The organism is Arthrobacter sp. 05T442 (assembly GCF_056395945.1).
The window spans coordinates 242666-267098 of record NZ_JBFTKM010000002.1; the positions used below are offsets into that span (position 1 = coordinate 242666).

The 24433-nt window shown below is 66.7% G+C and carries 21 protein-coding genes; 7 read left to right on the forward strand and 14 right to left on the reverse strand.

Annotation, left to right across the window (positions count from 1 at the left end; translation table 11 throughout):
- Positions 1-199: 199 nt before the first annotated feature.
- The 10 genes from AC1DES_RS04225 to AC1DES_RS04270 form a co-directional block, all read right to left on the reverse strand.
- Entirely contained in the window at positions 200-2515 is a 2316-nt protein-coding gene (locus tag AC1DES_RS04225; RefSeq protein WP_476894420.1) for a gluconokinase, GntK/IdnK-type, read from the reverse strand.
- Positions 2515-3744, reverse strand: a complete 1230-nt coding sequence (manD, locus tag AC1DES_RS04230) for a D-mannonate dehydratase ManD (RefSeq protein WP_476894421.1) — start codon at positions 3742-3744, stop codon at positions 2515-2517. Before manD ends, AC1DES_RS04225 begins: the two co-directional genes overlap by 1 nt.
- Positions 3741-5189 (reverse strand): mannitol dehydrogenase family protein, encoded by a 1449-nt coding sequence (locus AC1DES_RS04235; protein WP_476894422.1) that lies wholly within the window; start codon positions 5187-5189, stop codon positions 3741-3743. The genes manD and AC1DES_RS04235 overlap by 4 nt, the downstream gene beginning before the upstream one ends.
- Positions 5186-6604: a glucuronate isomerase gene (gene uxaC, locus AC1DES_RS04240; protein ID WP_476894423.1), complete on the reverse strand. Its 1419-nt coding sequence runs from the start codon at positions 6602-6604 to the stop codon at positions 5186-5188. The genes AC1DES_RS04235 and uxaC overlap by 4 nt, the downstream gene beginning before the upstream one ends.
- Positions 6605-6805: 201 nt before the next feature.
- Positions 6806-7717, reverse strand: coding sequence for a sugar phosphate isomerase/epimerase family protein (locus tag AC1DES_RS04245; protein ID WP_476894424.1), 912 nt, complete (start codon positions 7715-7717; stop codon positions 6806-6808).
- A complete protein-coding gene (locus tag AC1DES_RS04250) occupies positions 7714-8946 on the reverse strand; it encodes a Gfo/Idh/MocA family protein (RefSeq protein WP_476894506.1) in 1233 nt (410 codons plus the stop codon). Before AC1DES_RS04250 ends, AC1DES_RS04245 begins: the two co-directional genes overlap by 4 nt.
- Positions 8947-8957: 11 nt before the next feature.
- Positions 8958-9806 carry a sugar phosphate isomerase/epimerase family protein gene (locus tag AC1DES_RS04255; protein WP_476894425.1) on the reverse strand — a complete coding sequence of 283 codons (849 nt, stop codon included), beginning with the start codon at positions 9804-9806 and terminating at the stop codon, positions 8958-8960.
- 2 nt (positions 9807-9808) lie between these two features.
- A complete protein-coding gene (locus AC1DES_RS04260) occupies positions 9809-10729 on the reverse strand; it encodes a carbohydrate ABC transporter permease (protein WP_476894426.1) in 921 nt (306 codons plus the stop codon).
- Positions 10726-11805 (reverse strand): carbohydrate ABC transporter permease, encoded by a 1080-nt coding sequence (locus AC1DES_RS04265; RefSeq protein ID WP_476894427.1) that lies wholly within the window; start codon positions 11803-11805, stop codon positions 10726-10728. Before AC1DES_RS04265 ends, AC1DES_RS04260 begins: the two co-directional genes overlap by 4 nt.
- An 11-nt stretch (positions 11806-11816) precedes the next feature.
- The gene (locus AC1DES_RS04270) at positions 11817-13175 is read right to left on the reverse strand and encodes an ABC transporter substrate-binding protein (protein WP_476894428.1); all 1359 of its coding nucleotides are present in this window, start codon (positions 13173-13175) and stop codon (positions 11817-11819) included.
- 194 nt (positions 13176-13369) lie between these two features.
- Here AC1DES_RS04270 and AC1DES_RS04275 point away from each other — a divergent pair, with 194 nt between their 5' ends.
- Complete coding sequence (locus AC1DES_RS04275) at positions 13370-14425, forward strand: LacI family DNA-binding transcriptional regulator (protein WP_476894429.1); 1056 nt, start codon at positions 13370-13372, stop codon at positions 14423-14425.
- 10 nt (positions 14426-14435) lie between these two features.
- Positions 14436-15290 carry an ammonia-dependent NAD(+) synthetase gene (gene nadE / locus AC1DES_RS04280; protein WP_476894430.1) on the forward strand — a complete coding sequence of 285 codons (855 nt, stop codon included), beginning with the start codon at positions 14436-14438 and terminating at the stop codon, positions 15288-15290.
- Positions 15291-15468: 178 nt separating this feature from the next.
- Here nadE and AC1DES_RS04285 read toward each other — a convergent pair whose 3' ends face one another.
- Positions 15469-16434: a plastocyanin/azurin family copper-binding protein gene (locus AC1DES_RS04285; protein WP_476894431.1), complete on the reverse strand. Its 966-nt coding sequence runs from the start codon at positions 16432-16434 to the stop codon at positions 15469-15471.
- Between the two features lie 298 nt (positions 16435-16732).
- Positions 16733-17518, reverse strand: a complete 786-nt coding sequence (locus AC1DES_RS04290; RefSeq protein WP_476894432.1) for an IclR family transcriptional regulator — start codon at positions 17516-17518, stop codon at positions 16733-16735.
- 192 nt (positions 17519-17710) lie between these two features.
- Between AC1DES_RS04290 and AC1DES_RS04295 the strand changes: the two genes are divergently transcribed.
- Genes AC1DES_RS04295 through AC1DES_RS04305 form a run of 3 tightly spaced genes read left to right on the forward strand, consistent with a single transcriptional unit; the run spans position 17711 to position 20387 of the window.
- Positions 17711-18457 carry a CoA transferase subunit A gene (locus AC1DES_RS04295; RefSeq protein WP_476894433.1) on the forward strand — a complete coding sequence of 249 codons (747 nt, stop codon included), beginning with the start codon at positions 17711-17713 and terminating at the stop codon, positions 18455-18457.
- A gap of 41 nt (positions 18458-18498) precedes the next feature.
- Positions 18499-19194, forward strand: a complete 696-nt coding sequence (locus AC1DES_RS04300) for a CoA transferase subunit B (protein WP_476894434.1) — start codon at positions 18499-18501, stop codon at positions 19192-19194.
- Positions 19191-20387 (forward strand): acetyl-CoA acetyltransferase, encoded by a 1197-nt coding sequence (locus AC1DES_RS04305; RefSeq protein WP_476894435.1) that lies wholly within the window; start codon positions 19191-19193, stop codon positions 20385-20387. Before AC1DES_RS04300 ends, AC1DES_RS04305 begins: the two co-directional genes overlap by 4 nt.
- A 68-nt stretch (positions 20388-20455) precedes the next feature.
- On the opposite strand, the gene AC1DES_RS04310 is transcribed toward AC1DES_RS04305, so the two are convergent.
- Positions 20456-21316, reverse strand: a complete 861-nt coding sequence (locus AC1DES_RS04310) for a 3-hydroxyacyl-CoA dehydrogenase family protein (RefSeq protein ID WP_476894436.1) — start codon at positions 21314-21316, stop codon at positions 20456-20458.
- Positions 21317-21327: 11 nt separating this feature from the next.
- Complete coding sequence (locus tag AC1DES_RS04315; RefSeq protein WP_476894437.1) at positions 21328-22539, reverse strand: MFS transporter; 1212 nt, start codon at positions 22537-22539, stop codon at positions 21328-21330.
- A 95-nt stretch (positions 22540-22634) separates the two neighbouring features.
- Here AC1DES_RS04315 and AC1DES_RS04320 point away from each other — a divergent pair, with 95 nt between their 5' ends.
- Both AC1DES_RS04320 and AC1DES_RS04325 read left to right on the forward strand, forming a co-directional pair.
- A complete protein-coding gene (locus AC1DES_RS04320; protein WP_476894438.1) occupies positions 22635-23213 on the forward strand; it encodes a TetR/AcrR family transcriptional regulator in 579 nt (192 codons plus the stop codon).
- 39 nt (positions 23214-23252) lie between these two features.
- Positions 23253-24308 (forward strand): zinc-dependent alcohol dehydrogenase family protein, encoded by a 1056-nt coding sequence (locus AC1DES_RS04325; RefSeq protein WP_476894439.1) that lies wholly within the window; start codon positions 23253-23255, stop codon positions 24306-24308.
- Positions 24309-24433: the final 125 nt, after the last annotated feature.

A 24433-nucleotide genomic window follows, 5' to 3' on the forward strand; every position in this document is an offset into this window, starting at 1 on the left:
GCCCACGGTACGCCTGCGCCCCGGGACGCAAAATACCCGGCCCCGCGGGAGGGGTTTTCGCGGCGGTTTCGGACCGGTGCTGCGGTTTCGGACCGGCGCGGCGGGGACCCGCGCAGCGCCAGTCCGAAACCGTAGCGGAGAGCGGAAACCTGTGCACCGGAGGGCCGGACCGCCGGGCCACCGCCGGGTCACCGCCGGGTCAGAGCCTCGTGTCGAAGGAACCGCAGAAGACGTTCTCGTTGAACGTGCCCTGGAACTCCGATTTGCCCTGGATCTTGTCGATGGTTGCCCGGATGGCCTCGCGGGTGCCCGCATGGGCGTGGATGGCCGTCTTCACCATCGGCACGTCAATGAGGTGGTTGGGCTGGTTGAGCGAAACGAACACGGTGGGGACCTCGGTGACGTACCACGGGATCTCCGCCGCCATCGGTGAGGACCACTTGATCCGGATCGCTGCTTCCTGCGCGAAGCCCAAGACGCAGGCGAACACGAAGGCGGCGTCATACTTGTCCGCATAGTCGCCGGTCGCTTCCTCGGAGATGATCGACATGAAGTTCACCTCGGTCTCCCCCGCGGCTTCGCGCTGCTCCGCTGTCTTGAACAGATGCACTTCGAAGCCGGCCCTTTCCAGCTCCTCCTTGACAGTGTCCAGGTAGGCCAGCGGGTCAGCCCGAGTGAAGTCCGAGCCGCCGGAGATCCCGTACAACCGGATGCGCTTGTGCGTCTCCGGCGTGATGGGCAGGTTGTGGGCCGTGTCCTTGACCAGCGTCACGGTCTTGTCCGCGATTTCGGCGGCAACAGCACGGTGGGCCGCGCTGCCAATCACCTGCAGCGCCTCGACCGGCGGGACGAGGGATTCCCGTGCCGCCTTGTGCAATCCGAGCGACGCCTTCAGGCCCAGGATCCGGCGCAGGGCGTCGTGCAGCCGCGACTCCGTGATGACCCCGGTTTTGTACCCCTCCAGCATGTACCCGAAGTCCTCTGCCGGGTTCCGGAAGAAGAGGAACATGTCGCAGCCGGCCGCGATGGTCGCCGGGACGAGGTCGCTGCGTTTCATGGCCTGGGTCAGGCCGACCATTTGGGAGGCGTCGGTGAGGACGAGCCCGTTGAAGCCGAGTTCGCCGCGGAGCAGGTCCTGGAGGAGTTCCGGCGACAAGGTGGCGGGCAGGATGTCAGAGTCCGCCATGCCGGGCCGGAAGTGCCGGGAGAGCTCCGGCGCGCCGATGTGGCCGATCATGATGGACTGCACGCCGTGGCCGATCATCTCCCGGTACACGTGCCCATAGGTCCGGTTCCAGTCCTCGTAGCCCAGCGTGTTGTAGGACGTGACCACGTGCTGGTCGCGCTCATCCATGCCGTCGCCAGGGAAGTGCTTCATGGCGCACACGGTGGGCGATTCGCTGATGCCGTCGAAGTACTCCCTGGCCCGTTCCACCACGATCTCCGGGGTGTTGCCGAAGGCCCGGGTCGAGATGACCGTGTTCCGCCAGTTGTAGTGGATGTCCACGATCGGCGCGAAGGCCCAGTTGCAGCCCAGCGCGGCGGTTTCCACACCCGCCACCTGCCCCATTTGGCGGGCGATGGCCTTGTCCGGGTGCGAGCCGGCCTGCAGGTGCGTGGATACAAACGTTCCATCGTCACAGCTTCCGGCTCCCCCCATCTCCGGATTGGAAGCCACCAGCAGCGGGATGCGGGTCTTGGACTGTGCGTACCGGATGTGCTCCTGGACCGCGGCCGAGGGGCCGGGCCGGTACCGCATGCCGCCCACGTGGTACTGCTCCAACACTTTGTCGAGGTACTGCGGGGAGTAGTCGTTGTTGTGGTTGATGAACAGCTGGCCGATCTTTTCCTCGAGCGACATGGAGCCGATCGTGGAAACCACCCAGGCGACGGCGTCGTCGTCGAGGTTGAACGGCGCCGCCCGGAGGTCGACGTCGAACTGGCGCGGTTGGGTGCCGGCGGCACCGACGGCAGTGCCGGCCACACCGGCGATGCCGGCCAGCGCCTCACCGACCACCTGGTCGACGGCGTAACCGACGTCGACGACGACACCGGTTTCGTCGGCCTCGAGCGGTTCCAGCGCTGCAAGTTGCGAATCAAGCAACGCCGGCGGCATGAAGTGGCCGGAGCGGCCCTCGATCCTGCCGCCGAGGACGTCCCTGCTGCCGTGCAGGTGCAGGAAGACCGTGTCCGGCGCCTGGGCGCGGATGGCGTCCCGGTAGCTGCGCTTCAGCGCGGAGCAGGCCAGGACCAGGCCGGCGGGCCCTGCGGCGGCAAGCTCGGCGCCCACGGTGGCGAGCCACGGCCAGCGGTCCGCGTCCGTGAGCGGACTGCCGGACGCCATTTTGGCCACGTTTTCGACGGGGTGCAGTGAGTCGCCGTCAAGGAACGGAACGCCTAGTTCGCGGGCTACGAGGTCCCCGATCGTGGTCTTGCCGCAGCCGGAGACGCCCATGACCACGACCCGTGGCTTGGCCGGTCCGCCGGCTGTCGGGGAAGAGGGTTCGTTGCTCATTACCAGTCGTGGACCGTTCCGTCGACGAGCCGGTTGTACGGCAGGTAGGCCTGCTGGTACGGGTACGCCGCCGCGGCTTCCTCGTTGAATTCGACACCGATGCCGGGCGTCTCGCCCGGGTGCAGGTAGCCGTCCGTGAACGTCATGGACTGCTCGAAGACCTCATTGGTCGCATCAGAGTGCTGCATGTATTCCTGGATCCCGTAGTTATGGATCGCCAGGCCCACGTGCAGCTGCGCGGCGAACCCGACCGGGGAGATGTCCGTGGGCCCGTGGAAGCCGGACTTGACCTGGTACTGCGCGGCGAAGTCCATGACCTTCTTCAACGGCGAGATCCCGCCAAAGTGGGTGGAGGCGGCCCGGACGTAGTCGATCAGCTGCTCTTTGATCAGGGTCTGGAAGTCAAAGACGGTGTTGAAGACCTCCCCGATGGCCAGCGGGGTCGTGGTGTGGGACCGGACCAGCCGCAGCGCGTCCTGGTTCTCCGCCGGGGTGCAGTCCTCGAGCCAGAACAGGTCGTAGGGCTCCAGCGCCTTGCCCAGTTTCGCGGCCTGGATCGGGGTCATCCGGTGGTGCCCGTCATGGAGCAGCGGGATCTCCGGGCCGAACTCGTTCCGGACCGCCTCGAAAACCGTGGGCAGGTGCCGCAGGTAGGCGCGGGTGTCCCAGTCCTCCTCGGCCGGGAACGCCCCCCGGCCGGCCGGCTCGTAGTCATACCGCTCCCCCGAGGCCTGCGCCTGCGCCGCGACACCGTAGACAGCCTTGATCCCGGGCACTGCGGTCTGGATCCGGATCGACTTGTACCCCAGCTCCAGGTGTTCCCGCACCGAATCGAACAACGCCGGAAGATCCGCCCCCGAAGCGTGGCCGTAGGCCCGCAGCCCGTTCCGGGACGCCCCGCCCAGCAACTGGTACACCGGCATCCCCGCCAACTTGCCCTTGATGTCCCACAACGCCATGTCCACCGCGGCAATCGCGGCCATCGTCACTGGACCCCGGCGCCAGTAGGAGGACCGGTACAGGAACTGCCAGGTGTCCTCGATCCGGTGCGGATCCTTCCCGATCAGCAGCTGCGCAACATGCTCCTTCAAATACGCCGCCACCGCCAGCTCACGGCCGTTCAGCGTCGCATCCCCGATCCCGGTCACACCGTCCTCCGTCGTGATCCGGAGGGTGACGAAGTTCCGGGAGGGGCTGGTCACGAAGACTTCAGCGGCAATGATTTTCACAAGGTTCCTTTCGAGCGGGGCTCGGCGTTCGAGCGAAGGTCGGCATTCGTGCGGGATGGGGCGCCGGGGCGAAACCAGCCGAGGAGGCTGGCTACCAGGTCCAGGACCTGCGGATCCTCGGCCAAACCCGGATCCACCAGTGTGAGCAGCGCAGCCAGTCGGGGCTGTCCTGCCAGGGTGCTGGCTGCCGCCACCTCGGCCGCCAATGGGTCCGCGAGCTCGGGGGCGGCCGCGGCGAAGTCCGCCCAGGCGGCGAGCATCAGGGCCGCAGCCGCGCCGGTCCTCCCGGCGGCCCGCTCGGCGCGGAGCACCGGCAAGGCCCGCATTCGCAGTTTGGTGGTTCCGTCCATGGCGATCTGCGCCAGATGATGCGCAATCCGGGTGTTGCCGAAGCGCTCCAGCAGCGCGGCCCGGTACTCCGGGATGCGCAGGTCTGCACCGTTGGCTTCTGCCTCTGCCAGATGCGAGGAGGCCTCGTCCCAGAACGCCTCCACTGCAGTGCGGCAGGCGTCGTCCCCCAGGGCCTGGGCCACTGTCTCGTGGCCGCGGAGCTGGCCGGCGTAGGCAAGCAGCGAGTGTGCGCCGTTGAGAAGCCACAGTTTGCGGTTTTCGTAGGGTTCGATGTCGTCCACAAACAAGGCCCCGGCATCTTCCCAGCGCGGACGCCCGGCAGGGAAGTCCCCGGACAGGACCCAGTCGTGGAAGGGCTCGGTGACAACGGGTGCCTCGTCCAGATAACCGCAAGCGGCGGCGACGGCGGCAACATCGGCTTGCGTGGCGCGGGGCGTAATGCGGTCCACCGAGGTGCTGACAAAGCTGACCTCGCTGCGGATCCAGGCCGCCAGCTCCGGATCGGATTCCTCGGCCAGCCCCAGCAGGGCCTGCCGTACGACGCTGCCGTTGTCGGGGAGGTTGTCGCAACTGACGACGGCGACCGGGCCCGCCCCGGAAGCCCTGCGCGCGTCGAGCGCGAACGCCAGCCGCCCCAGCGGCGTGGACGGTCTGTCAGTCCTGGCCGCAACCTCCCGCACCCCGTAGGCGGCTTCCGTGATGGTCAGGGTGACTATTGCCGTCCGCGGCGAGGCCACAAGTTCGGCGAGCCGGTCGAGGTCGGCACCGTCGGCGGCCTCGACGATGCTGCCCATGAGCTCGAAGTCGTCGCCCTGATCCGAACGCACCAGCAGCGTATACAGGCCGTCCTGCGCCGTGAGGACATCGGCGGCATCCGGGCGCCGGCCGGTGAACGAGGAGATCCCCCATTCCCCGGCGTCGCCGGCGTGCTGCGTGTACCAGGCCTGGTGCGAGCGGTGGAAGGCTCCGAGGCCCAGGTGCACAATGCGGATCGGGGCTTTGGCCGCGGTCCGTGCCGTGCGCCCCAGCCGCGGCAGTGCATCAGGACGTGGGGATGCCGTTTCCGGCGGCGTTTCAACGGGATCGGCGCTCACAGTTTAAAGACCCTTCGGGGGGACGAATCGACGACGTCGACGATCAGCTCATGGGCGCGGTCCTCGCTGACCCGGTGCTCGGCCACGAGACGTGCCAGGAACGAGGCCTCGATCCGCCGGGAGGCGTCATGGCGGGCCGGGATGGAGCAGAAGGCCCGCGTGTCGTCGATGAAGCCGGAGGATCTTGAGAAGCCTGCGGTCTCGGTCACGGCGGAGCGGAACCGGAGCATCGCGTCGGGGGCGTCCAGGAACCACCACGGAGCGCCGAGGTACACGGACGGGTAGAAGCCCGCCAGCGGTGCCAGTTCGCGCGAGAACACGGTCTCATCCAGGGTGAAGAGCACCAGATGGAAGTCCTTGGCCGTTCCGAAGTCCTGCAGAAGGGGCCGGATGGCCTCGGTGTAACTGACGGCGACGGGAATGTCGTGGCCTGTGTCGGCACCGAAGGCCCCGAAGGTGGGTGCATGGTGGTTCCGGAAGGAGCCCGGGTGGATGGTCATCACCAGCCCGTCGTCCACGGACATCCGCGCCATCTGGTACAGCATGTGGGCTTCGAACTGGTCGCGGTCCTTCGCCGTCGCACGGCCGGAGAGGGCGCGGTCGAAGAGCCGGGCCGCTTCACCGGCGTCGAGCTTTACGGTGGAGGGCGTCCGGACCCCGTGGTCCGCCGAGACAGCACCGTGCTCCACAAAATAGCGGCGGCGGTTCTCCAACGCGTGGAGGTAGCCGTCGTAGCCGCCGGCGCCGTCGCCCGCTTCCCCCATGAGGCGGTCCACGTTCGCGGACCAGTCCGGGTGGGCGATGTTCAGGTATGCATCCGGCCGGAAGGTGGGGAGGACACGGCCGTGGAAGGTGGGGTCCGCCGAAATCGCCGCGTGGCTGGCGAGGTCGGCCAGGGGATCGTCGGTCGTGGCAAGCACTTCGATATTGAAGTCCTTGAACAGCTGGCGCGGCCGGAAGCCCGGTTCCCGGAGCCTGGCGGAGAGCGCATCGTAGCTTGCGTCCGCGGTCTCGGCGCTGATTTCCTGCTCGAGGCCGAAGACGCTGTGGAACTGGGTGCGGAGCCAGTAGCCGGAGGCGGTGCCGTCGAACAGGGGCCACGCCGCGCAGAATTCCCGCCACACGCTGCGGGAATCAGGAGCCGTTCCCGTCTGCCCGTCCAGCCGCGTCTGCAAGCTGTCGAGGGGGACGCCGCTGGAGTGGATGAGCCGGGTGACGTAGTGGTCCGGGCTGACGAGGAGGGCGGCGGGATCGGGGAACGGGAGGTCCTGTTCGATGACCGCTGCGTCCACGTGCCCGTGCGGGGAAATGATGGGCAGATCCTGCACCCGTTCCAGCAACGAACGCGCAATACTGCGGGTTCCGGGATCCGCGGGCAGGAGCCGGTCGGGGTGTGCGGCAATCGACTGTGACATAGATCAATGATTGTGAATCCGGCAATCTGGTGTCAACCGGTTGCCACAAATTGCCAAAATGTTGCCATGCGGTGGAATCCTGCGGTCGGGATGCGACAGCCGGACGTCCCTTAAGCGCGTTCGGCCGGCCGCCCGGTCCCGTCAAGGGACCCGGTGGCCGGCCGAACGCGCAGTGTCACCCACTGACCGCGCTTCAAACCCCTAAGTGGCGTCCGCTGGCGCGTGGGCCGTGAGCCCGGCCAGAGCGGCCGTGCGCCGAAGGTAGTCAAGATTGCCGGCCGTCCGTTCGCCGAGCGGGAGCTCGGTGGAGAAGTCCTCCACGGTGACCCAGTCGTCGTAGCCGACGTCGGCAAGCGCCTGGAAGTAGGCAAGGACGCTCCCCTGCCCTTCGGCCAACGGCGCCCATTCGTTTCTCCACACCGCGGCCCCGGACTCGTCCCTCTCGTCCTGCCGGACCCAGCGGGCGTTCTTGACATGGATGTGGGCCAAGTACGGACCGAGCAGTTGGAGGGCCGGCAGCGGATCCTCCCAGCCTTCAATGACCAGGTTGCCCAGGTCATGGATGACACCCACGTGCCGGGGGTCCAGGCCTTCCAGCAATCGGCGGGCGGCGGAGGCCGAGGACGTGATGGTGCCGTGGTGCAGTTCCACCAGCGCCTTCACGCCATGGTGCTCCGCGCGGGCCGCGACCCATTCGTAGTGTTCGCGGGTTGAGTCGAACAGCTGGGGGTATGGGATGCCGCTTGCGGCCTGCCCGCCCATTGTTGAGTTGCCCAAGGGCAGCACGTTCACGCGGACCTGCCGGGCGCCGAGTGCCGCGGTGGCAGCCAGGATGCGTTCGACCTGCCCATGGTTGTCGCACCGGGCATAGCCACCGAGTCCTGAATACTCAAGGCCCGCCGCGTGGGTGATCCTGGCAATCTCCGGCAGGTTCTCCTCAAGCCCGGTCATGGGCCACGTGGCAAGGTTGCCGGCCCAGAACCCGGGCTCCGGGGAGTCAGCCTGGTCCGTGATGCGCCATTCAATGCCGTCCCAGCCTTGCGCCGCAAGCGTCGATGCAGCCTCTGTGGGCGACCAATCGGGGGTGGAGGCCGTGAAGACGGAGAACTTCATGCCGATACCTCTTCCAGTGCTGACGCGGAGTCGGCCGGCCCGTTGCCGCCCGTCCGCACGTCGACGTCGTCGTATCTGCCGGCAAGGACCTCATCGATCAGCACCGGCTGCCCCAGGGTGGCGGACACATAGAGCGCGCGGACGGTGGCCAGGGCGGTCACCGCATCCCTGACCGTGACTCCGGCGGGGCGCCCCGCACGGATGGCATCGACTATGTCGTGGTACTGCCGGACGTGGCCCGCCGGATAGACGGTGGGATCCAGGGCCTGTACGGGCTCGTCCGGGAACTTGGCGAGTTCGTCGGCTGCCTGGTTGCCGGCGCCAAGGAGTCCCATATCGCTGCCTTCGCCGCCGGCGTCGGCTGCGTGGAAGTACTCGAGCTGGTCACCGTCGATTACTGCCGAACCCTTGCTGCCCATCAGCTGCAGCCGGACGGTGAGTCCGGGGTAGGCCGCGGTGGTGGCATGCAGGACGGCGAGCGCGCCCGATTCAAAGGTTACGGTGGCCACGGCGGTGTCCTCCACCTCGACGCCGTCGTGAGCGAGCAGGGCGGTCTTCGCGCTGATCTCCACAGGACGGCCCAGGAACCAGAGCAGCAGATCAACGGTGTGGACGCCCTGGTTCATGACGGCACCGCCGCCGTCCATGGCCCAGGTGCCGCGCCACGCGCCGGAGTCGTAATACGCCTGGCTGCGCCACCAGCTGACGGAAGCAATGGCCGACGTGAGCGTGCCGAAGCGACCCGCGCGGCGGGCCAGGTCGACCGCGCGGCTGGCCGGGTCGAAGCGGTGCTGGCTGATCACGCTGGCCACAAGGCCCCTGGCCTCCGCGGATTCCGCGGCCGCCAGGATCTCCTTGGCCCGGCTCAGGTCCACGTCCAGCGGCTTTTCGATCACGACATGCTTGCCGGCGGCGAGCACCTCAAGGGCCTGCTGGATGTGCAGTCCGCTCGGTGTGGCGATGATGACCAGGTCCACCGGCGCGCCGGCGAGAGCCTCGGAAAGGGTGCGGAACGTCTTAGGCCGTTGCGCACCCTGGTCTTCGATGGATGAAGCGAGCGCATCCGCCGCGTCGTCGACCTCGTCGATCAGCGCCGCCACCAGCAGTTCCGGCAGCTCGCGAACCACGGCTGCATGCGTGCGTCCGATGACGCCGCACCCGGCGATCGCGACCCGGAGGGGCTCTTCGCTTCGCTGTGCCTGCTGGGTGTTTTCCTCTGGGGTGCCCATGTTCTCCCTGCTCATTTGGTGTGTACTCCTGCGTCCCTGAGGACCTTGGCGAAGGCCCGGGCGGCAATTCCGAACGCCGTGGGGCCAGAGAATCCGCCGAGGCCGTGGGCCCCGGCGAGGTGCGGTTCCAGGCTGGCGAAGCCCCGGTAACCGTCGGCTTTCAGAGCCTCCACTGTGCGCAGCAGGTCGCCGTCTCCTTCTCCGGCCGGCACCACGGAAGCATCGGCAAACAGTGCGTCCTTGACCTGCAAGTACTCCAGGTGGGGGCGGAGCTTCGCATAGCCTTCATCGAACGGTTTCACGCCCACCTGGACAAAGTTGGCGGCGTCCCAGGCCACCTTGAGCGCCGGCGAACCGACGGTTTCGATGATGTCCAGGACGCGTTCCGGGATGTCGCCGAAGATGTCTTTCTCGTTCTCGTGCAGCAGGACGACGCCGGCTTCCTCCGCCACCGCGGCCAGGGCCCGCATCCGCTCGATGACGGCGTCGCGAATGCTGCCGACCTCCACGCCCTCGCCGTAGTAGAAGGAGAAGATGCGGATGTAGCGGGATTCCAGGGTCCGGGCCGCAGTGACGGCCCGCCGGAGCCGGCCGACCTCATGCTCGACGGGAAGGGAGACGTCAACCTTGCCGATCGGCGAGGCGATTGCGGAAACGCCCATGCCTGCGGCATCGAGCAGCGTCTTCAGTTCCTGCAGCTGCCCCTCATCGAGGTCCACAATGTTGGTCCCCCACGCGCTGCGCACCTCGATATGGTTCGCGCCCAGTGCCTGCAGCACCGCGATCTGGATTTTGGGGTCGTCGTCGATTTCGTCTCCGAAGCCCGAGAGCTCCCATTCGACGGCTGGCGAGTCGGTCATGGTTACTTCACTCCTCCGGCGGTCAGACCGCCGACTAGGTAACGTTGGAATATCAGGTACAGGATGACCACGGGCGCCGCGCAGACCAGGGAGGCGGCCATCATCTGGCCGTACATCGGAATGGCGCCGCCTTCCTGGGAAGCTCCAAAGATCTGGAGCGCGACGGCGGCCGTCTGGCTTTCCGGACGCGTCATGACGGACGCGAAGAGGACGTCGTTCCAGCCGAGCAGGAAGGCAAATATCCCGGAGACCACAATGCCCGGCCAGCTCAGCGGGAGGACGATGCGCACCAGGACGCCCAGGTTACTGGCGCCGTCGATCCTGGCCGCTTCCTCAAGCTCGCGGGGAAGCCCGCGCAGGTAGGTGACCATGACCCAGGTGGAGAACGGCATGGCGAACGTCAGGTAAGTCACGAAGAGACCCCACTGGGTGCCGATCACCTGGATCCCCAGATAGCTGGCCGCCGAAGAGAACAGGACAAACACGGGAAGGACCATCAGAGTCCCTGGCACGGACTGCAGGGCGAGCAGGCCACGGAGGACCGTGAGCCGGCCCCGGAACTGGTACCGGACCAGCACGAAAGCTGTCGACACGGACATGATCGCCGATACCACGGCCGTGGTCCCCGCCACCAGGACGCTGTTGGCCAGCCCGGTGGCCAGCCCCACGCTGGACCAGATCTTGGAGTAGTTTTCCAGGGAAAAGCTCGACGGCCAGAATTCACCGGATGCCACCCCGATGTCGGAGTTTACGGATGCCAGGAAGATATACAGCACCGGAATGAGCACGATCGCGCAAAGGAAGACCAGGATGATGGCCAGCAGGGGTCCCGGCAGGAGCCGGGTGACTTCGCTCTGGCGTTTCGACCCGGGCCGGAAGGATGTCCCGGAAGACCGGCGGACGGAGGTGACGGTGGCGCTCACTTTTTTCCTCCCGGGGTGTCGGCGTCGTCAAGTTTGACGGCGCGCAGGTAGACGAACAAGGGGATTGCGATCAGGACCAGCGAGACGAACGCCATGGCCGCGCTCAGCCCGAACCGGAAGCTTTGGAAGCTGGTGACGTACGTCAGGATCGGAAGGACTTCGACGTCGGACGGGGCCGGTACGCCGAACAGGACGAACGGCAGCGTGAAGTTGTTGATGTGGTGCAGCATCCCGATCAGGAATGCCAGCGACAGCGGGCCCTTGAGGTAGGGGAACACGACATACCGTAGCTTGTTCCACCAGAGGGCCCCGTCCAGGGCGGATGCCTCGTGGACCTCGTGGTCCACAGCCTGCAGCCCTGAAAGCGCCAGCAGGTAGATAAACGGCCAGGAAGCCCAGATCTGCACAAGAATCAGGGTCCAGTAGGTCTGGGGGCCGTTCAGCCACAATCCGGCGTCAACGCCGACCGATGCCAGGACCGAGTTGACCACGCCGTCCGGTTGCAACATCGTCCGCCAGACGGTTGCGACAACGAATGCCGGCAGAACGTAGGGGACGAGGAAGATTGAGCGTACGAGGGCCCTGCCCTTGAAGGCATTCTGGGTGGCCACAGCCGCACCGATTCCAAGTGGCAAGGTGACCACCATGGCGACAAGGGAGTAGCTGACGCTGAGCCAAACGGAGTGCAGCAACGGCGAGGAGGTCAGCGCCTCCACGAAGTTCTGCACTCCGATGAACGGCGAGCTGACCCACTTGCGCAGGGTGTACTGATCCAGGTCCAGCGCCGACATGAAGATGCCCAGAAGCAGCGGAACCACGATGATGACGAACATCAGCGCTCCGCCGGGAATGAGCATCCAGAGAGGCCGGTTGCGTTCGCTCAGGCCTTTGCGGCGTCCGCTCGAACCTGGCCGGGCAGCCGGGGGGCCGGCCGGAGCCGGCGCCCCCACCGTGGCCGCAAGGGCGGCCGCGGCTTGTTCAGCTGCTCCAGCCACGGCTTCCTGGGTGCCCTGGGCGCGGGCGACGGCAAGCGTGCCGGGCGCACCCCCTGGCACCTTGGAGGAATCGGTGGACATGACCGGTCCCCTTAGGACTTCGTGGCCCGGTCAAGGGAAGCCTGGCCCTTGGACTGCGCGTCCTTGAGCCGGCCCTCAAGCGCCGACGAGTCCACTGAGCCCTTCGACAACTCGGGAATCGACTGGACCGTGACATTGAGCAGCGCCAGCTGGATGTCACCCCATGCGCCGGTGAACGGCGTTGCCTTGGACTTGGCCGCCGCGTCCGCGATGGGCTGCAGCTGGGGACTCGTCAGCGACTTCAGGGCGTCCGCGTTCGCAGGCAGATCGCCGAAGATCTTCTGGTAATTGAGCTGCTCATCCTTGGAGGTAATGAGCTTGATGTAGGCGAAGGCGAGGTCCTTCTGCTTGGAGTAGTCGGCCACCACTACGTTGTCCCCGGAAAGGATGCTGGCGGCCTTGTCCCCGTCTCCCTTGGGTGCGGTTTCCCCGGGGGCCGTGGTGGGCATGGTCGAGTAGGCGTACTTGCCGGCCACGGCCGACTTTTCCAGCGTGGGGAGCGAACTTGAGGTGGTCATCATCAGATAGGCCGCCTTGCCGCTTGCGAAGGCCGCGACGGCGTTGCTGTTGCTCCACCCCACGGCATTCGGGTCAACTACCTCGTCCTTGGTCAGCCAGCCGAAGTACGTCTCGTAGGCATTCTTGACGGTAGGGTCATCAAGTTTGAGGTTCTTGCCGTCCACGAGCGGGTTGCCGGCCTGGACTGACATGGCCCAGATGAACTTCCACGGGTCGAAGTTGTCCTTGTAGCCCGTGGCAATGCCGAAAGTTCCGGTGCCGGGGTTGGTGAGCTTCTTTGCCTGCGCGGCGAGATCGTCCCAGGACGAGGCCGGCTTCTCGATGCCCGCCGCGGCCAGGAGTTCCTTGTTATAGGCCATCACGAAGGGGCGGCTCACGAACGGGATCCCGGCCTGGTGTTCCGGGTCCGGTCCGGAGATGCCGAGCGCGGCCTGGTTGAATTTGTCCTTGCCGCCGACCTTCTTCCAGTCATCATCGGTCAAGGTCACGAACGCCTTGGTGGCGTAGGCGGTGGGGGTGAAAGTAGTGCCGAGGCTGTAGACGTCCGGCCCCTGGCCGGAAACCACGGAGGTCTGGATGCGAGTGAGTTCGTCGTTGCCGGACGCGAAGGTCTCGAAAGCCACGTCGGCGCCAGTCTCGGCTTTGAACTTGGCGGCGATGTCGCTGAACCACTGCTTCTGCTGCTCGGGGTACTGGCTGCTGACGTTGACCAGGACGCTTAGCTTCTTGCCTTTTCCATCCACGGCTCCGCCGCTGCTGGCGGAATCGGCAGTTCCTGAACCGCAAGCCGTCAAGGCCAGCGCCGCCGCCGATACCACGGCCGCAAGCTTGACTGAAGATGCAAACCTCATTGTTTCCTCCTTGGGTACCCATCAGCCACAGGGAGTGGCATGAGTCACATGGGTCTTCGGCGTTGAGTCTACGGTCGGCAATTCTCCGACGGCAAGCGATTGCCAAATGTTGCCAAAAGTGTTGCAATTGACGGACAAACCGGATGCCCTTGGCTCACCGCGAAGAATCCCCGCACATGAGGAATGGCAACACTATGGCAGACCCGCACATCCCGTCGCCCGCCCGGCCGCCGACCATTCGAGACGTGGCGGAGCGCGCCGGCGTCGCAACGTCAACGGTGTCCCGGGCACTGTCTAATCCCGGCAGGGTCAACCCGGTGACGCGCCAGAAAATCGAGGAGGTGGCCGCCGAACTCAACTACGTGCCCAGCTCGCAGGCCCGGGGCCTCAGCTCCGGACGGACGCAGGCCATCGCCCTCCTGGTCCCCGACGTTACCAACCCCTTCTTCTTCGACATCATCCGCGGAACGCAACGTGAGCTGCGCGCGGCTGGATACACACAAGTGCTGGTTGATACTGAAGAATCCGCCGAAGTGGAGCAGAACGCCCTGCATAAGATGCAGAGCACGGCGGACGGCTACATCCTGGCCGCGTCCCGGCTCACCGATGCCCAGTTGGCCGGGGCCGCCGCCCAGCACGCCATCGTCACCATCAACCGTGCGTCCGCGGACGTGCCCACGGTGGTCATCGACACGCCGTCGGCCATTGTCCAGGCCCTGGAACACCTGGCCTCACTCGGCCACACCAGGATCTGCTTCGTGGGGGGTCCGGCCAGCTCCTGGTCCAATGCCAAGCGGTGGAAGGCCTTCGAGGACGAAACCCGGGTACGCGGGCTGGCAACGTCCCGGGTGGGGCCGTTCGCTCCCATGATGACATCAGGCGCAGCCGCGGCGGACGCAGCTGCGCACACCGGCGCCACGGCGTGCATTGTCTTCAATGACCTCCTGGCGATCGGCATGCTGCAGCGGCTCCGCGAGCGCGGGATGCGCGTTCCCGAGGACATGAGCATCATTGGCTGCGACGACATCTTCGGTGCGGATTTCTGCAATCCGCCCCTGACCACCATTGCTTCACCAATCGAGCAGGCCGGCCGGGTGGCGGTCTCGATGCTCCTGTCCCAGCTCAATCCGCTCCAGGGGGGAACGAAACGGCGGCTCGCCGTCATGCCAACCCACCTGACCGTGCGCGGCTCCACCGGGCCTGCACCAATCATCCGGTCACAGTTGAGCGCGGTTGACACCGCTGGCTAGGCTTTGAGTCATGCGTGAACTCCAGGCGAAGATCATTGAGGAAATGGGCGTGCAGCCCCGGATCGACCCCGCCGGGGAGGTGCGCAAGCGGGTGACGTTCCTGAAGGAATACCTCAAGGCAACCCACACCACGGGGTTTGTTCTCGGCATCTCGGGCGGACTGGATTCCTCGCTCGCCGGACGCCTGGCCCAGCTGGCCGTTGAGGAACTGGAAGCCGAGGGCACCGAGGCGAGCTTCGTGGCTGTGCGGCTCCCCCACGGATTCCAGCACGACGAAGAAGACGCCCAGGTGGCCTTGGACTTCATCGGCGCCACGACCGAGTGGACCTTCAACATCGCCCCGGCCGTAGAGGGCTTCGAGGCCGAGTTCGAGAAGACGACCGGCGCGCCCGTTTCCGATTTCACCAAGGGCAACATGAAGGCCCGCTCCCGCATGATTGCCCAGTACGCCCTGGCCGGCGAGCATAACTACCTCGTCATCGGCACAGACCATGGTGCCGAGTCGGTCACCGGGTTCTTCACCAAATTCGGCGACGGCGGCGCGGACGTGCTCCCTTTGTTCGGACTCAATAAGCGCCAGAACCGCGCCCTCCTGGCCGAGTTGGGCGCCCCGGCGCGGGTCTGGGACAAGGTGCCCACCGCCGACCTGCTCGACGGCAAGCCCGGCCGCACCGACGAGGACGAACTCGGCCTCAAGTACGACGACATCGACGACTACCTTGAAGGCCGGGACGTCGCGGACGAGGTGGCCGAGCGGATCGAGGAGAAATACCTCCGCACCCGTCACAAGCGCACTGTCCCGGTCACGCTCAGCGACACCTGGTGGATGCACGAAGGCCCGGAGGAACCGCGGGCAGGTCTTTGAGCTGAGCGGAACCACGACGTCGAGGCGGACTCCGCCGGGAAGCCGTCGCCCGCCCACCGGACGGCCCCGCCCCGGGGCGCTTTGAGCCTCACCCCCGGCACCTTGAGATTCGAATGCCGGCGTGTCCGTGTCAAAGTCGCCCCAGACGGTTCCTGCACGCGACCGCATACCGGACCGGTCAGTCCCGGACTTCCACCGTTCCTTTCATGCCCATGAAATCGTGCAGGGCGCAGATGTAGTCAAACTCCCCGGCCTTCGTGAACGTCACGGTGAAGCTGGTGTCCGGCGGCATGAGTCCCGAGTTGAGATCCCCGCCCGCGAAACCGGATGGATCGCCGAGGGGGGCGAAGATGTTGGCCGGCTCCGTGCCAAAGGTGACTGTGTGCGGGGCACCCATGCCGCTGTTCACGAATGTCACGCTTTCGCCGACCTTGACCTTGATCTCCTGGTGCACGAACCGCATGACCATGGAGGTCCCGTTGTCCGTGCCGGCGATCACCGTGTGGTTGTTGGCGTGGCCGCGGGCCGCGTCCCAGGACTTGTCTCCGTCGCGCAGGATGTCCCGCTCCTGCTTCTGGGCCTTTTTGTCATACTGCGACTGGGTGTACGGGTAGTCCGTTCCGGCATCCCGGACGTGGACGGTGCCCTTCATCGCCATCCCGTGCACGAGGCAGTAGTAGGTGAATTCACCGACGTCGGGGAATGCCAGCGTGTACTTGCGGGATTCCTTGAACCCGCTGTTGGACACGTTCGTCATGACCCCGGAGTTGTAATACGAGTGGCCGTCATAGACGTCACCACCCTGCTTGAAGAGTTCCTGCGGATCCATGGGGTTGAACGGCTGCGTGGAGTCCAGGGACTGGCCGGCGGCCAGGAACGTGACTGTATGGATTTCCGCCGAGTGGGCCTTCCACGTGACCTTGTCCCCGGCGTTGACGTAGATGTCTGCAGGCAGGAAGGCCATGCCCTGGATCGCCTGGTCCGATGATTCGGAACCGACTTGGACGGTCCAGGTCCTGGCCGATTTGCCGCCGTCGGCGACGGCGGCACCGCTGACCGCCAGTGGCATCAGCAGGGCGGCGGCGAACGCAATGAGCATGCGCAGCAGGCGCGGCATTCTGTGGATTCTGTTCACGGGAGTCATGAGACTCATTCCTTCAATGGTGGGGTGAAGCGGCCGGGGAACCGGCTGGGAAGGTTGACGCCCGGCGTCGTTCACGACGCCGGCACGCACCGGCATGGCGTGCGGCCGCCGCGCTTCTTCGGTTCCCACAATTACCCAGCATCAAGGCGGGGAAGCAGTCCTCGGACCCGTCGCGCCACCCGGACAAGTGAATAGACGCGGTTTCGGCAGCTGCGGGGCGCAACTGCCAATGCATTTCCCATCGTGCTCCGCGGAGGACGGGTTTGTCGAGGTCTCCGGCTAAGTTCCCGGCGCTCCGTCAGGCGCTCTGGAGCTGAACGGAAATCCGGTGCGCCTCGTCCATGAGCAGGCGCCCCAGCTGCGGCCGCCGGTCCTCCCGGAAGCGCGGCTCGATGCCGGTGAGGGACAGCGCCCAGGCAGGGCGTCCCCGCCGGTCGAACACGGCCGCGCCCATCCCCCAACTGCCTTCCAGGACCAGGCCCGGGTTCACTGAATATCCGGCCTGCCGCGTCGCTTCCAGGTTCTTCCGGACCAGCTTTTCGGTGTGCGCCGCCGCGAAACTGCCCGCATGGGCGGTCCAACCGGCGAGCAGTTCTTCCTGTTCCCCGGCCGGCAGGAACGCCATGATCGCGGTCCCGGCCGAGGCGACCCCCAGGGGGAACCGGACGCCCTCGTGCAGCACGAAGGACCGCACCGGGAAACTGCCCTCCTCCCGGAGCAGGCACACCGTCTCATTCCCGCGGCGGATGGAGAAGAAGGCGCTTTCGCCGGTCTCCTCGGCGAGACGGCGCAGGCTGGGCCTGGCGATGTCCTCCAGGGGGAAACGCGCCGAGGCCACGGAGCCCAAAAGCAGGATCTCCGGTCCCAGCACCCAGTTGCCGCTGTGCGGGTCCTGGTCCAGCAGGCCTTCCGCGGCCAGGGAGCTGAGCAGCCGGTGGGCAGTGGGCCGGGTGAGGCCGGACTCCCTGACCAGCTCCACCAGCGGCGAGCCTTCCGGTTTCCGCCCCACGATCCTCAGCAGGGCTGCGACGCGGCTGACCACCTGGGCGCCCTGGACAGCGCCTTGGACGGGTAAAGATTTCATAGATCCCCCACGAAACTCCGTAGATCGTCCATAATATGGACAGTCCCAAGCCTAGCGTCCACACTGTAGAAATGCACTTTTTGACGCGAAATCCTGGCGTTGACAGTGCTCCACGCCACACCATAGGCTCCTTCTTCAGACGAACAGTCCACAAAGTGGATTGGTGCCGGAAGTGCTCAATGAGGAGATGCAATGTCAAAGGTGAAATCCGGGGCAGCCGCCGCGCTGCAGGACGTGTTGCGGGACGGCATGACGCTCGCCGTCGGAGGCTTCGGTCTCAGCGGCATCCCGGCGGACCTGATCGAGGCCGTGCGGGATTCGGGCGTGAAGGACCTCACGGTGGTATCGAACAACATGGGCATCGACGGCAAGGGCCTCGGCGTACTGATCGAAGGCGGCCAGGTCCGCAAGGTCATCGCCTCCTATGTCGGTGAGAACAAACTGTTCGCCGAGCAGTACCTCGCCGGCAAGCTGGAAGTGGAGTTCACCCCGCAGGGCACGCTCGCGGAGCGCCTCCGCGCGGGAGGGGCCGGCATCCCGGCGTTCTACACCAAGACCGGCGTCGGCACCCTCGTCGCCGAGGGCAAGCCCCTGGCGGAGTTCGACGGCGAAACTTATCTCCTGGAACGCGCCATCAAGGCAGACGTCGCCCTGGTCCACGCCCACACGGCCGACACCGACGGCAACCTGATCTACCGCTACACCGCGCAGAACTTCAACCCCGTCGTGGCCACGGCCGGCGCCGTGACCGTCGCGGAGGCCGAGGTGATCGTGGAACCCGGCCAGCTGGACCCGAACCACATCATCACCCCGGGCGTTTTCGTCCAGCGACTCGTCCAGGCAAGCGGCCGGCCCAAAGACATCGAACAGCGCACGGTACGCCCGCGCCCCGAATCGGAAGCAGAAGCGGCCGGCGCCGCATCCGCCGCCGCCGTCTAATCCGGCCCGAGCGCCGCCCCACAATTCTTCAGGAGATCATCATGGCTTGGACCCGCAACGAAATGGCTGCCATCGCGGCCGAAGAACTCAACGACGGCGACTACGTCAACCTTGGCATCGGCATCCCCACGCTGGTCGCCAACAACTTGCGCGAGGGCGTCCGCGTCGTCCTGCAGAGCGAGAACGGCCTGCTCGGCATGGGCCCGTTCCCCTACGAGGGCGAGGAGGACGCGGACCTCATCAACGCCGGCAAGCAGACCGTCACGGTCCTGCCCGGGGCCAGCATCTTCGACTCCGCCACCTCCTTCGGCATGATCCGCGGCGGGCACGTGAAGGTCGCGATCCTCGGCGCCATGCAGGTCTCCGGCGCCGGCGACCTCGCCAACTGGACCATCCCCGGCAAGATGGTCAAGGGCATGGGCGGCGCCATGGACCTCGTCGCCGGCACCCCGCGCGTCGTTGTCCTCACCGAACACAACGCCAAGGACGGCACCGCCAAGATCGTCAAGGAATGCACCCTGCCGCTGACCGGGCTGAGCTGTGTGGACCGCATCATCAGCGACCTCGCGGTCTTCGATCTGGTGAAGCATGAAGAAACAGGCGGCGCGCGGCGGCTCACGCTCACCCGCCTCGCCCCGGGGGTCAGCGTGGAGGAGATCCGCGAAAAGACCGGGGCCGAGTTCGCCGTCGAAGCCTCCCTCGACGCAACGCCCAGCCTCGAAGGTGCCCCCGCATGAGCCTCAAAGACCAGTTCGGCAAGGACGTCCTGCTCACCGGCTGGGGACACAGCCGGTTCGGAAAACTCACGGACGAGACCCTGGAGTCCCTGATCGTGCAGGTGGCCGCCGAGGCGATCGGCAACGCCGGGATCGAACCGGGCCAGATTGACGAGATTTACCTTGGCCAGTTCAACTCCGGGATGATGCCGCTGGCCTTCCCGTCCTCCCTCGCCCTGCAGGTCTCGGAGCAGCTCGCCAACGTGCCGTCCACTAGGGTCGAGAACGCCTGCGCGTCCGGTTCCGCCGCGTTCCAGCAGGGCACCAAATCCCTCCTGGCGGGCACCGCCAGGACGGTCCTGGTGATCGGCGCCGAAAAGATGACCCAGGCGGGCGCCGACGTCGTGGGCGCGGCCCTGCTCGGAGCGGACTACGACATGGCCGGCAAGCCCTCCACCACCGGATTCACGGGCCTCTTCGCCGAGGTGGCCAAGCATTACGAGAAGCGCTACGGCGCTGGCGCAGGAAACCTGTCCGACATCCTGGGCACCATCGCGGCGAAGAACCACCGCAACGGCGTCGACAACCCCTACGCGCAGCTCCACAAGGATCTGGGCGAGGAGTTCTGCCGAACGGTCTCGGACAAGAACCCGATGGTCGCCGATCCGCTGCGCCGTACCGACTGCTCCCCCGTCTCCGACGGCGCCGCCGCCGTCGTGCTCAGCGTCGCCCGCACCGGCGGGGCCACCACGCCGGTGCGGCTCGCCGGCTTCGGCCAGGCGAACGACTTCTTCCCGGCCGACCGCCGGGACCCCACCGAATTCGCCGCCACCCGGGCGTCCTGGCAGCGCGCCCTGGGGATGGCCGGCGTTCGGCTGGAGGACCTCGACTTCGCGGAGGTCCACGACTGCTTCACCATCGCCGAACTTCTCATGTACGAGGCCATGGGACTGACCGAACGCGGCCAGGGCGCCCGCGCGCTCGAGGAAGGCTGGGTCTTCAAGGACGGCAAGCTGCCCGTCAACGTCTCCGGCGGCCTCAAGGCCAAAGGCCACCCGGTCGGGGCCACCGGCGTCTCGCAGCACGTGATTGCCGCGATGCAGCTCACGGGCACCGCCGGGGACATGCAGCTGGCCGGCCCGCGCCGCGCGGCGGTGCAGAACATGGGCGGCGTCGGCATCGCGAACTACGTCAGCGTGCTTGAAGCGCTCTAACACGCAACGCGGGGTCAGCTACGGCCGGTGCCGGGGCTTAATGGGCCGTAGCTGACCCCGCGTTGCTTTCAGGAGTAGTCGCTGTAGAAGCCGCGGCCGCTCTTGATCCCCAGCCAGCCCTTGTCGATGTACTCCTGGAGCATAGGGGCCGACTTGTTCTCAACACCGGCCAGCTCGCAGTAATGGTTCTCGATGTCCAGGACGACGTCCAGGCCGACCTCGTCCATGAAGCGGAACGGGGGGGTGTCGGACTTGAAGACGTCGGAGAACAGGGCGTCCACGTCCTGCGGGTCCGCCACGCCCTCGGCGACGACCAGCAGCGATTCGCGCTTGATCGCTGCCCAGATCCTGTTGAAGATGAAGCCGGTGCTCTGCTTGCGCACCCGGTGGGGCATCAGCGCGTACTTCGGCAGCTGGGCCATGAGCAGCTCGATGATCCGCGGATCGGTGTGGCCGCTGGACATCAGCTCCACCGAACGTACTGCCGGCGGCATGTAGAAGTGCATGTTCAGGACGCGCTCCGGGCTGCTCACGCCGCCGATGAATTCGGAGGAGGCAAACGAGGAAGAGTTGCTGGCCAGCACCGCGTCCGAGGCTGCCAACTGGTCAAGGTCAGCGAAAATCGCCTGTTTGAGTCCGAGTTTCTCGGGGACCGCCTCGACCACGAGCCACGAATCCCGGAGGGCGTCCGCGAGATCGTCCTTGGCCGCAAGCCGGACCGCCGGGGTGCCCCCAAGCTCTTCCACGGCGCGGTGGCGCTGTGTTGCGATGAACTCCACGGCGGCCTTGGCCACCGCGAGGTTCGTGTCGTAGACGCGGACTTCGGCGCCTTGGAGCGAAAGCATCAATGCGATGCGCCGGCCCAGGGTGCCGCCGCCGATGACGGTCATGGGCCGGTCGGCGATGTTGGCGGGGAGCGTGTAGGTCATGTCAATTCCTTTCAGGAGGCCGCTGACGATGCAGCTGCCAGATTGATGCGGTTCGTGCGGGTGCCCTTGGCGATCAATACAAGGGCAGGAACGGCGGCAAGCACAAGGGCCGCACCGTAGATCAGGGTGGTGTTCTTCATTCCGGCAAACGGGACCAGCAGACCGGCGGCGACGGCCGGAACGCTGAAGCCGAGATAGCAGATGACGTAGATGCTCGAGAGCATTCCGATCCGCTCCTCCGGCCTGCACAAGGGCAAGGTCATGCGCATCGCACCGAAGTAGCCGCTGCCGAACCCGATGCCGGCGATCACCGTGCCGCAGAAATACAGCGGCACGGAGCCGAGTTGGACGGCCAGCACGGTGACCAGGATCCCCGCAATCAGCGAGACGACGCCGGTGAGAAGGGTGTTCCGGTCCGACCAGCGCCGGACCACGAGAATGGCCAGCGCGCCGGGGACGAAGAGGGCAAAAAGGGCCAGTCCGCTGACGAGGACCGATCCGTCCCGGGTGATGGCGTGCGCCAGGGACGGGCCGAGTGAGAGGTAAAAGCCGGCCAGGGCCCAGGTTGCGGGCGCGACCGGCATGGTTGAGGCCATCGTCCGGCGGGCGGAACGGGGAATCCTCGCCTCCGGAACCAGGGACCGGAAGCCGCCCGGGGCCTTCGCGCCGGCGCTGGGCATCCAGACCAGGGTTGCCCCCAAGACGAGCAGGAGGGCTGCGACGAGGAAGTACACGGCCTTGGTGGGTTCGGGCAGGAACCGGACCAGCGAGGCCGAGCCAAGTGCCCCGATGGAGAGTCCCACCGGGGAAGCCGCGCTGTTCACGAGAGACCCGCGGCCGCGCCGGTTGGCGCCTTCGAAGGCAAGCAGCGCCGCTCCGGCGGCGCCCATGGCCGCTCCCGTGGCGATCCCCTGCAGCGCCCTGGCCGCAATGAGGACCTCCGGGCCGGCGGCGAAGGCGAACGTCATCATGGCCGCGACCTGAAGTCCCACGGCCCCCAGGAGCACCGGGCGGGTGCCCACGTGGTCCGCGAGGGACCCCACAACCAGCAGCGTCAGCAGCACGGCCACGGCGTAGACGGCAAACACCACCGTCACGGCAGCGGAGCCCAGCCCCCATTCCCGGGCATATAACTCGTACAACGGCGACGGGGCCGACGAGGCCCCGATGAAGACCGTCAGGAGGGCCGCGTGCAGCCAGAACGCGGTGCGGGTGTTCTTCAATGCTCTTCCCAACCTACTAAAAGCACAATCTGTGCATTAAGAGACTAACACTCAGAATGCCAACTAAAGCGGAGAATCTGCATTAACATGGTGTGATGATGGCTACAGCGACACCACGGCCCGGCGGCCGCAGCGCCCGGGTCCAGCAGGCAGTCCACGGAGCTGTTCGTTCGCTGCTGGAGGAGAACGGCGGGGACCGCACGGCCCTTTCGGTGCCTCTCGTGGCTGAACGCGCCGGCGTGAACTCCTCCACCGTCTACCGGCGGTGGGGCGACCTGCAGCGGTTACTCGCCGCCGTCGCCTCCAACCGGATGCTGCCCGAGCAGGTGGAGGACACCGGGTCGCTGAAAGCGGACATGGAGGCCTGGTTCGTGCCCTATGTCGAGGAGTTTTCCTCGACGCTCGGCCGCCAGGTACTGCGGGACATGCTCGCCGACGGCGCGGTGACCCGGGATTATTTCGCCTTGATGCAGGGCCATGTCGAGGAGATCCGGGACCTCGCCCGGACGCGAGGAGAAACCGCGCCGGCCGCGCAGGAGATCATCGACGTCGTCGTGGCGCCCGTGATCTACCGGATCCTGTTCAATCACGAATCCGCGCCCGAACTGCGCGTCCGGGACAGGATCGCCCGGCTGCTCGGGCCCGAAGCGACCTCTGCAGGCCGGGCGGACTAAACTCGGTTCCAGCCCACCCACCACCTGCGAGGAGCCCCCATGCGCGCCACCATCATCCACGGCCCCGGCGACATCCGCGTCGAAGACCGCGACTACCCCGCCATCCAGCTGCCCACCGACGTCGTCGTGAAGGTCACCGCCTCCTGCGTCTGCGGCTCGGATCTGTGGCCCTACCGCGGGGTCAAGCCCACCCACAAACCGTCGGCAATCGGACACGAATTCATCGGGACGGTCGAAAGCATCGGCGACGACGTCACGACCCTCGCCGTGGGCGACTTCGTGATCGCACCGTTCGTGGTCAGCTGCGGCAAGTGCCCGCAGTGCCTGGACGGCGTCACCGTCGCCTGCGACCACTTGGCCGGCTGGGGCGGCAAGGACGACACCGGCCTGGGCATCGACGGCGGCCAGGGCCAGGCCGTCCGGGTGCCGCTCGCCGACTCCACACTGGTGAAGGTCCCCGGCGTAGCGGAGCCGGACGATGCCCTGCGCGCCAGCCTGCTGACACTCTCCGATGTGATGGCCACGGGCCATCACGCCGCCCTGGCCGCGAAGGTCGGCCGCGGCCGGACCGTCGTTGTGGTCGGCGACGGCGCCGTGGGGCTTTGCGGCGTCCTGGCAGCCAAGCGTCTGGGCGCGGAGCGGATCATCGCCATGTCCCGGCACGCCGACCGGCAGGCCATCGCCCGCGAGTTCGGCGCCACGGACATCGTCGCGGAACGAGGCGAAGAGGGCGTGGCCAAGGTCCGCGAACTCCTCGGCGGCGTCCTGGCCGACTCCGTGCTCGAGTGCGTCGGAACCAAAGAATCCATGGACCAGGCGCTGCACAGCGTCCGCCCGGGCGGCGCCCTCGGCTTTGTCGGCGTCCCGACCGGCGGCGCCGAGGCCCCGCTGCGCTACCTGTTCGACACCAACATTTCCATCGCCGGCGGCATGGCCCCCGCCCGCACGTACATCCCGGAACTGCTGGCCGACGTGCTCGACGGCAGCATCAACCCGGGCCGGGTGTTCGACGTTGTGATGCCGCTGGAGGAGGCGCCGGAGGCCTACCGCGCCATGGACGAACGCCGCGCCATCAAGGTCCTGCTCACCCCCTAACCGGACGAGCCGCCGGACCACCAGCCGGCCCCCGACGGCGGCGACGCCGGGCTCTTGTGCCCCGCCGCTGCACTGGCTCTTGCACTGCCAACTGCGCGGGTCTAGCGTGAAGCGCATCAGCATCC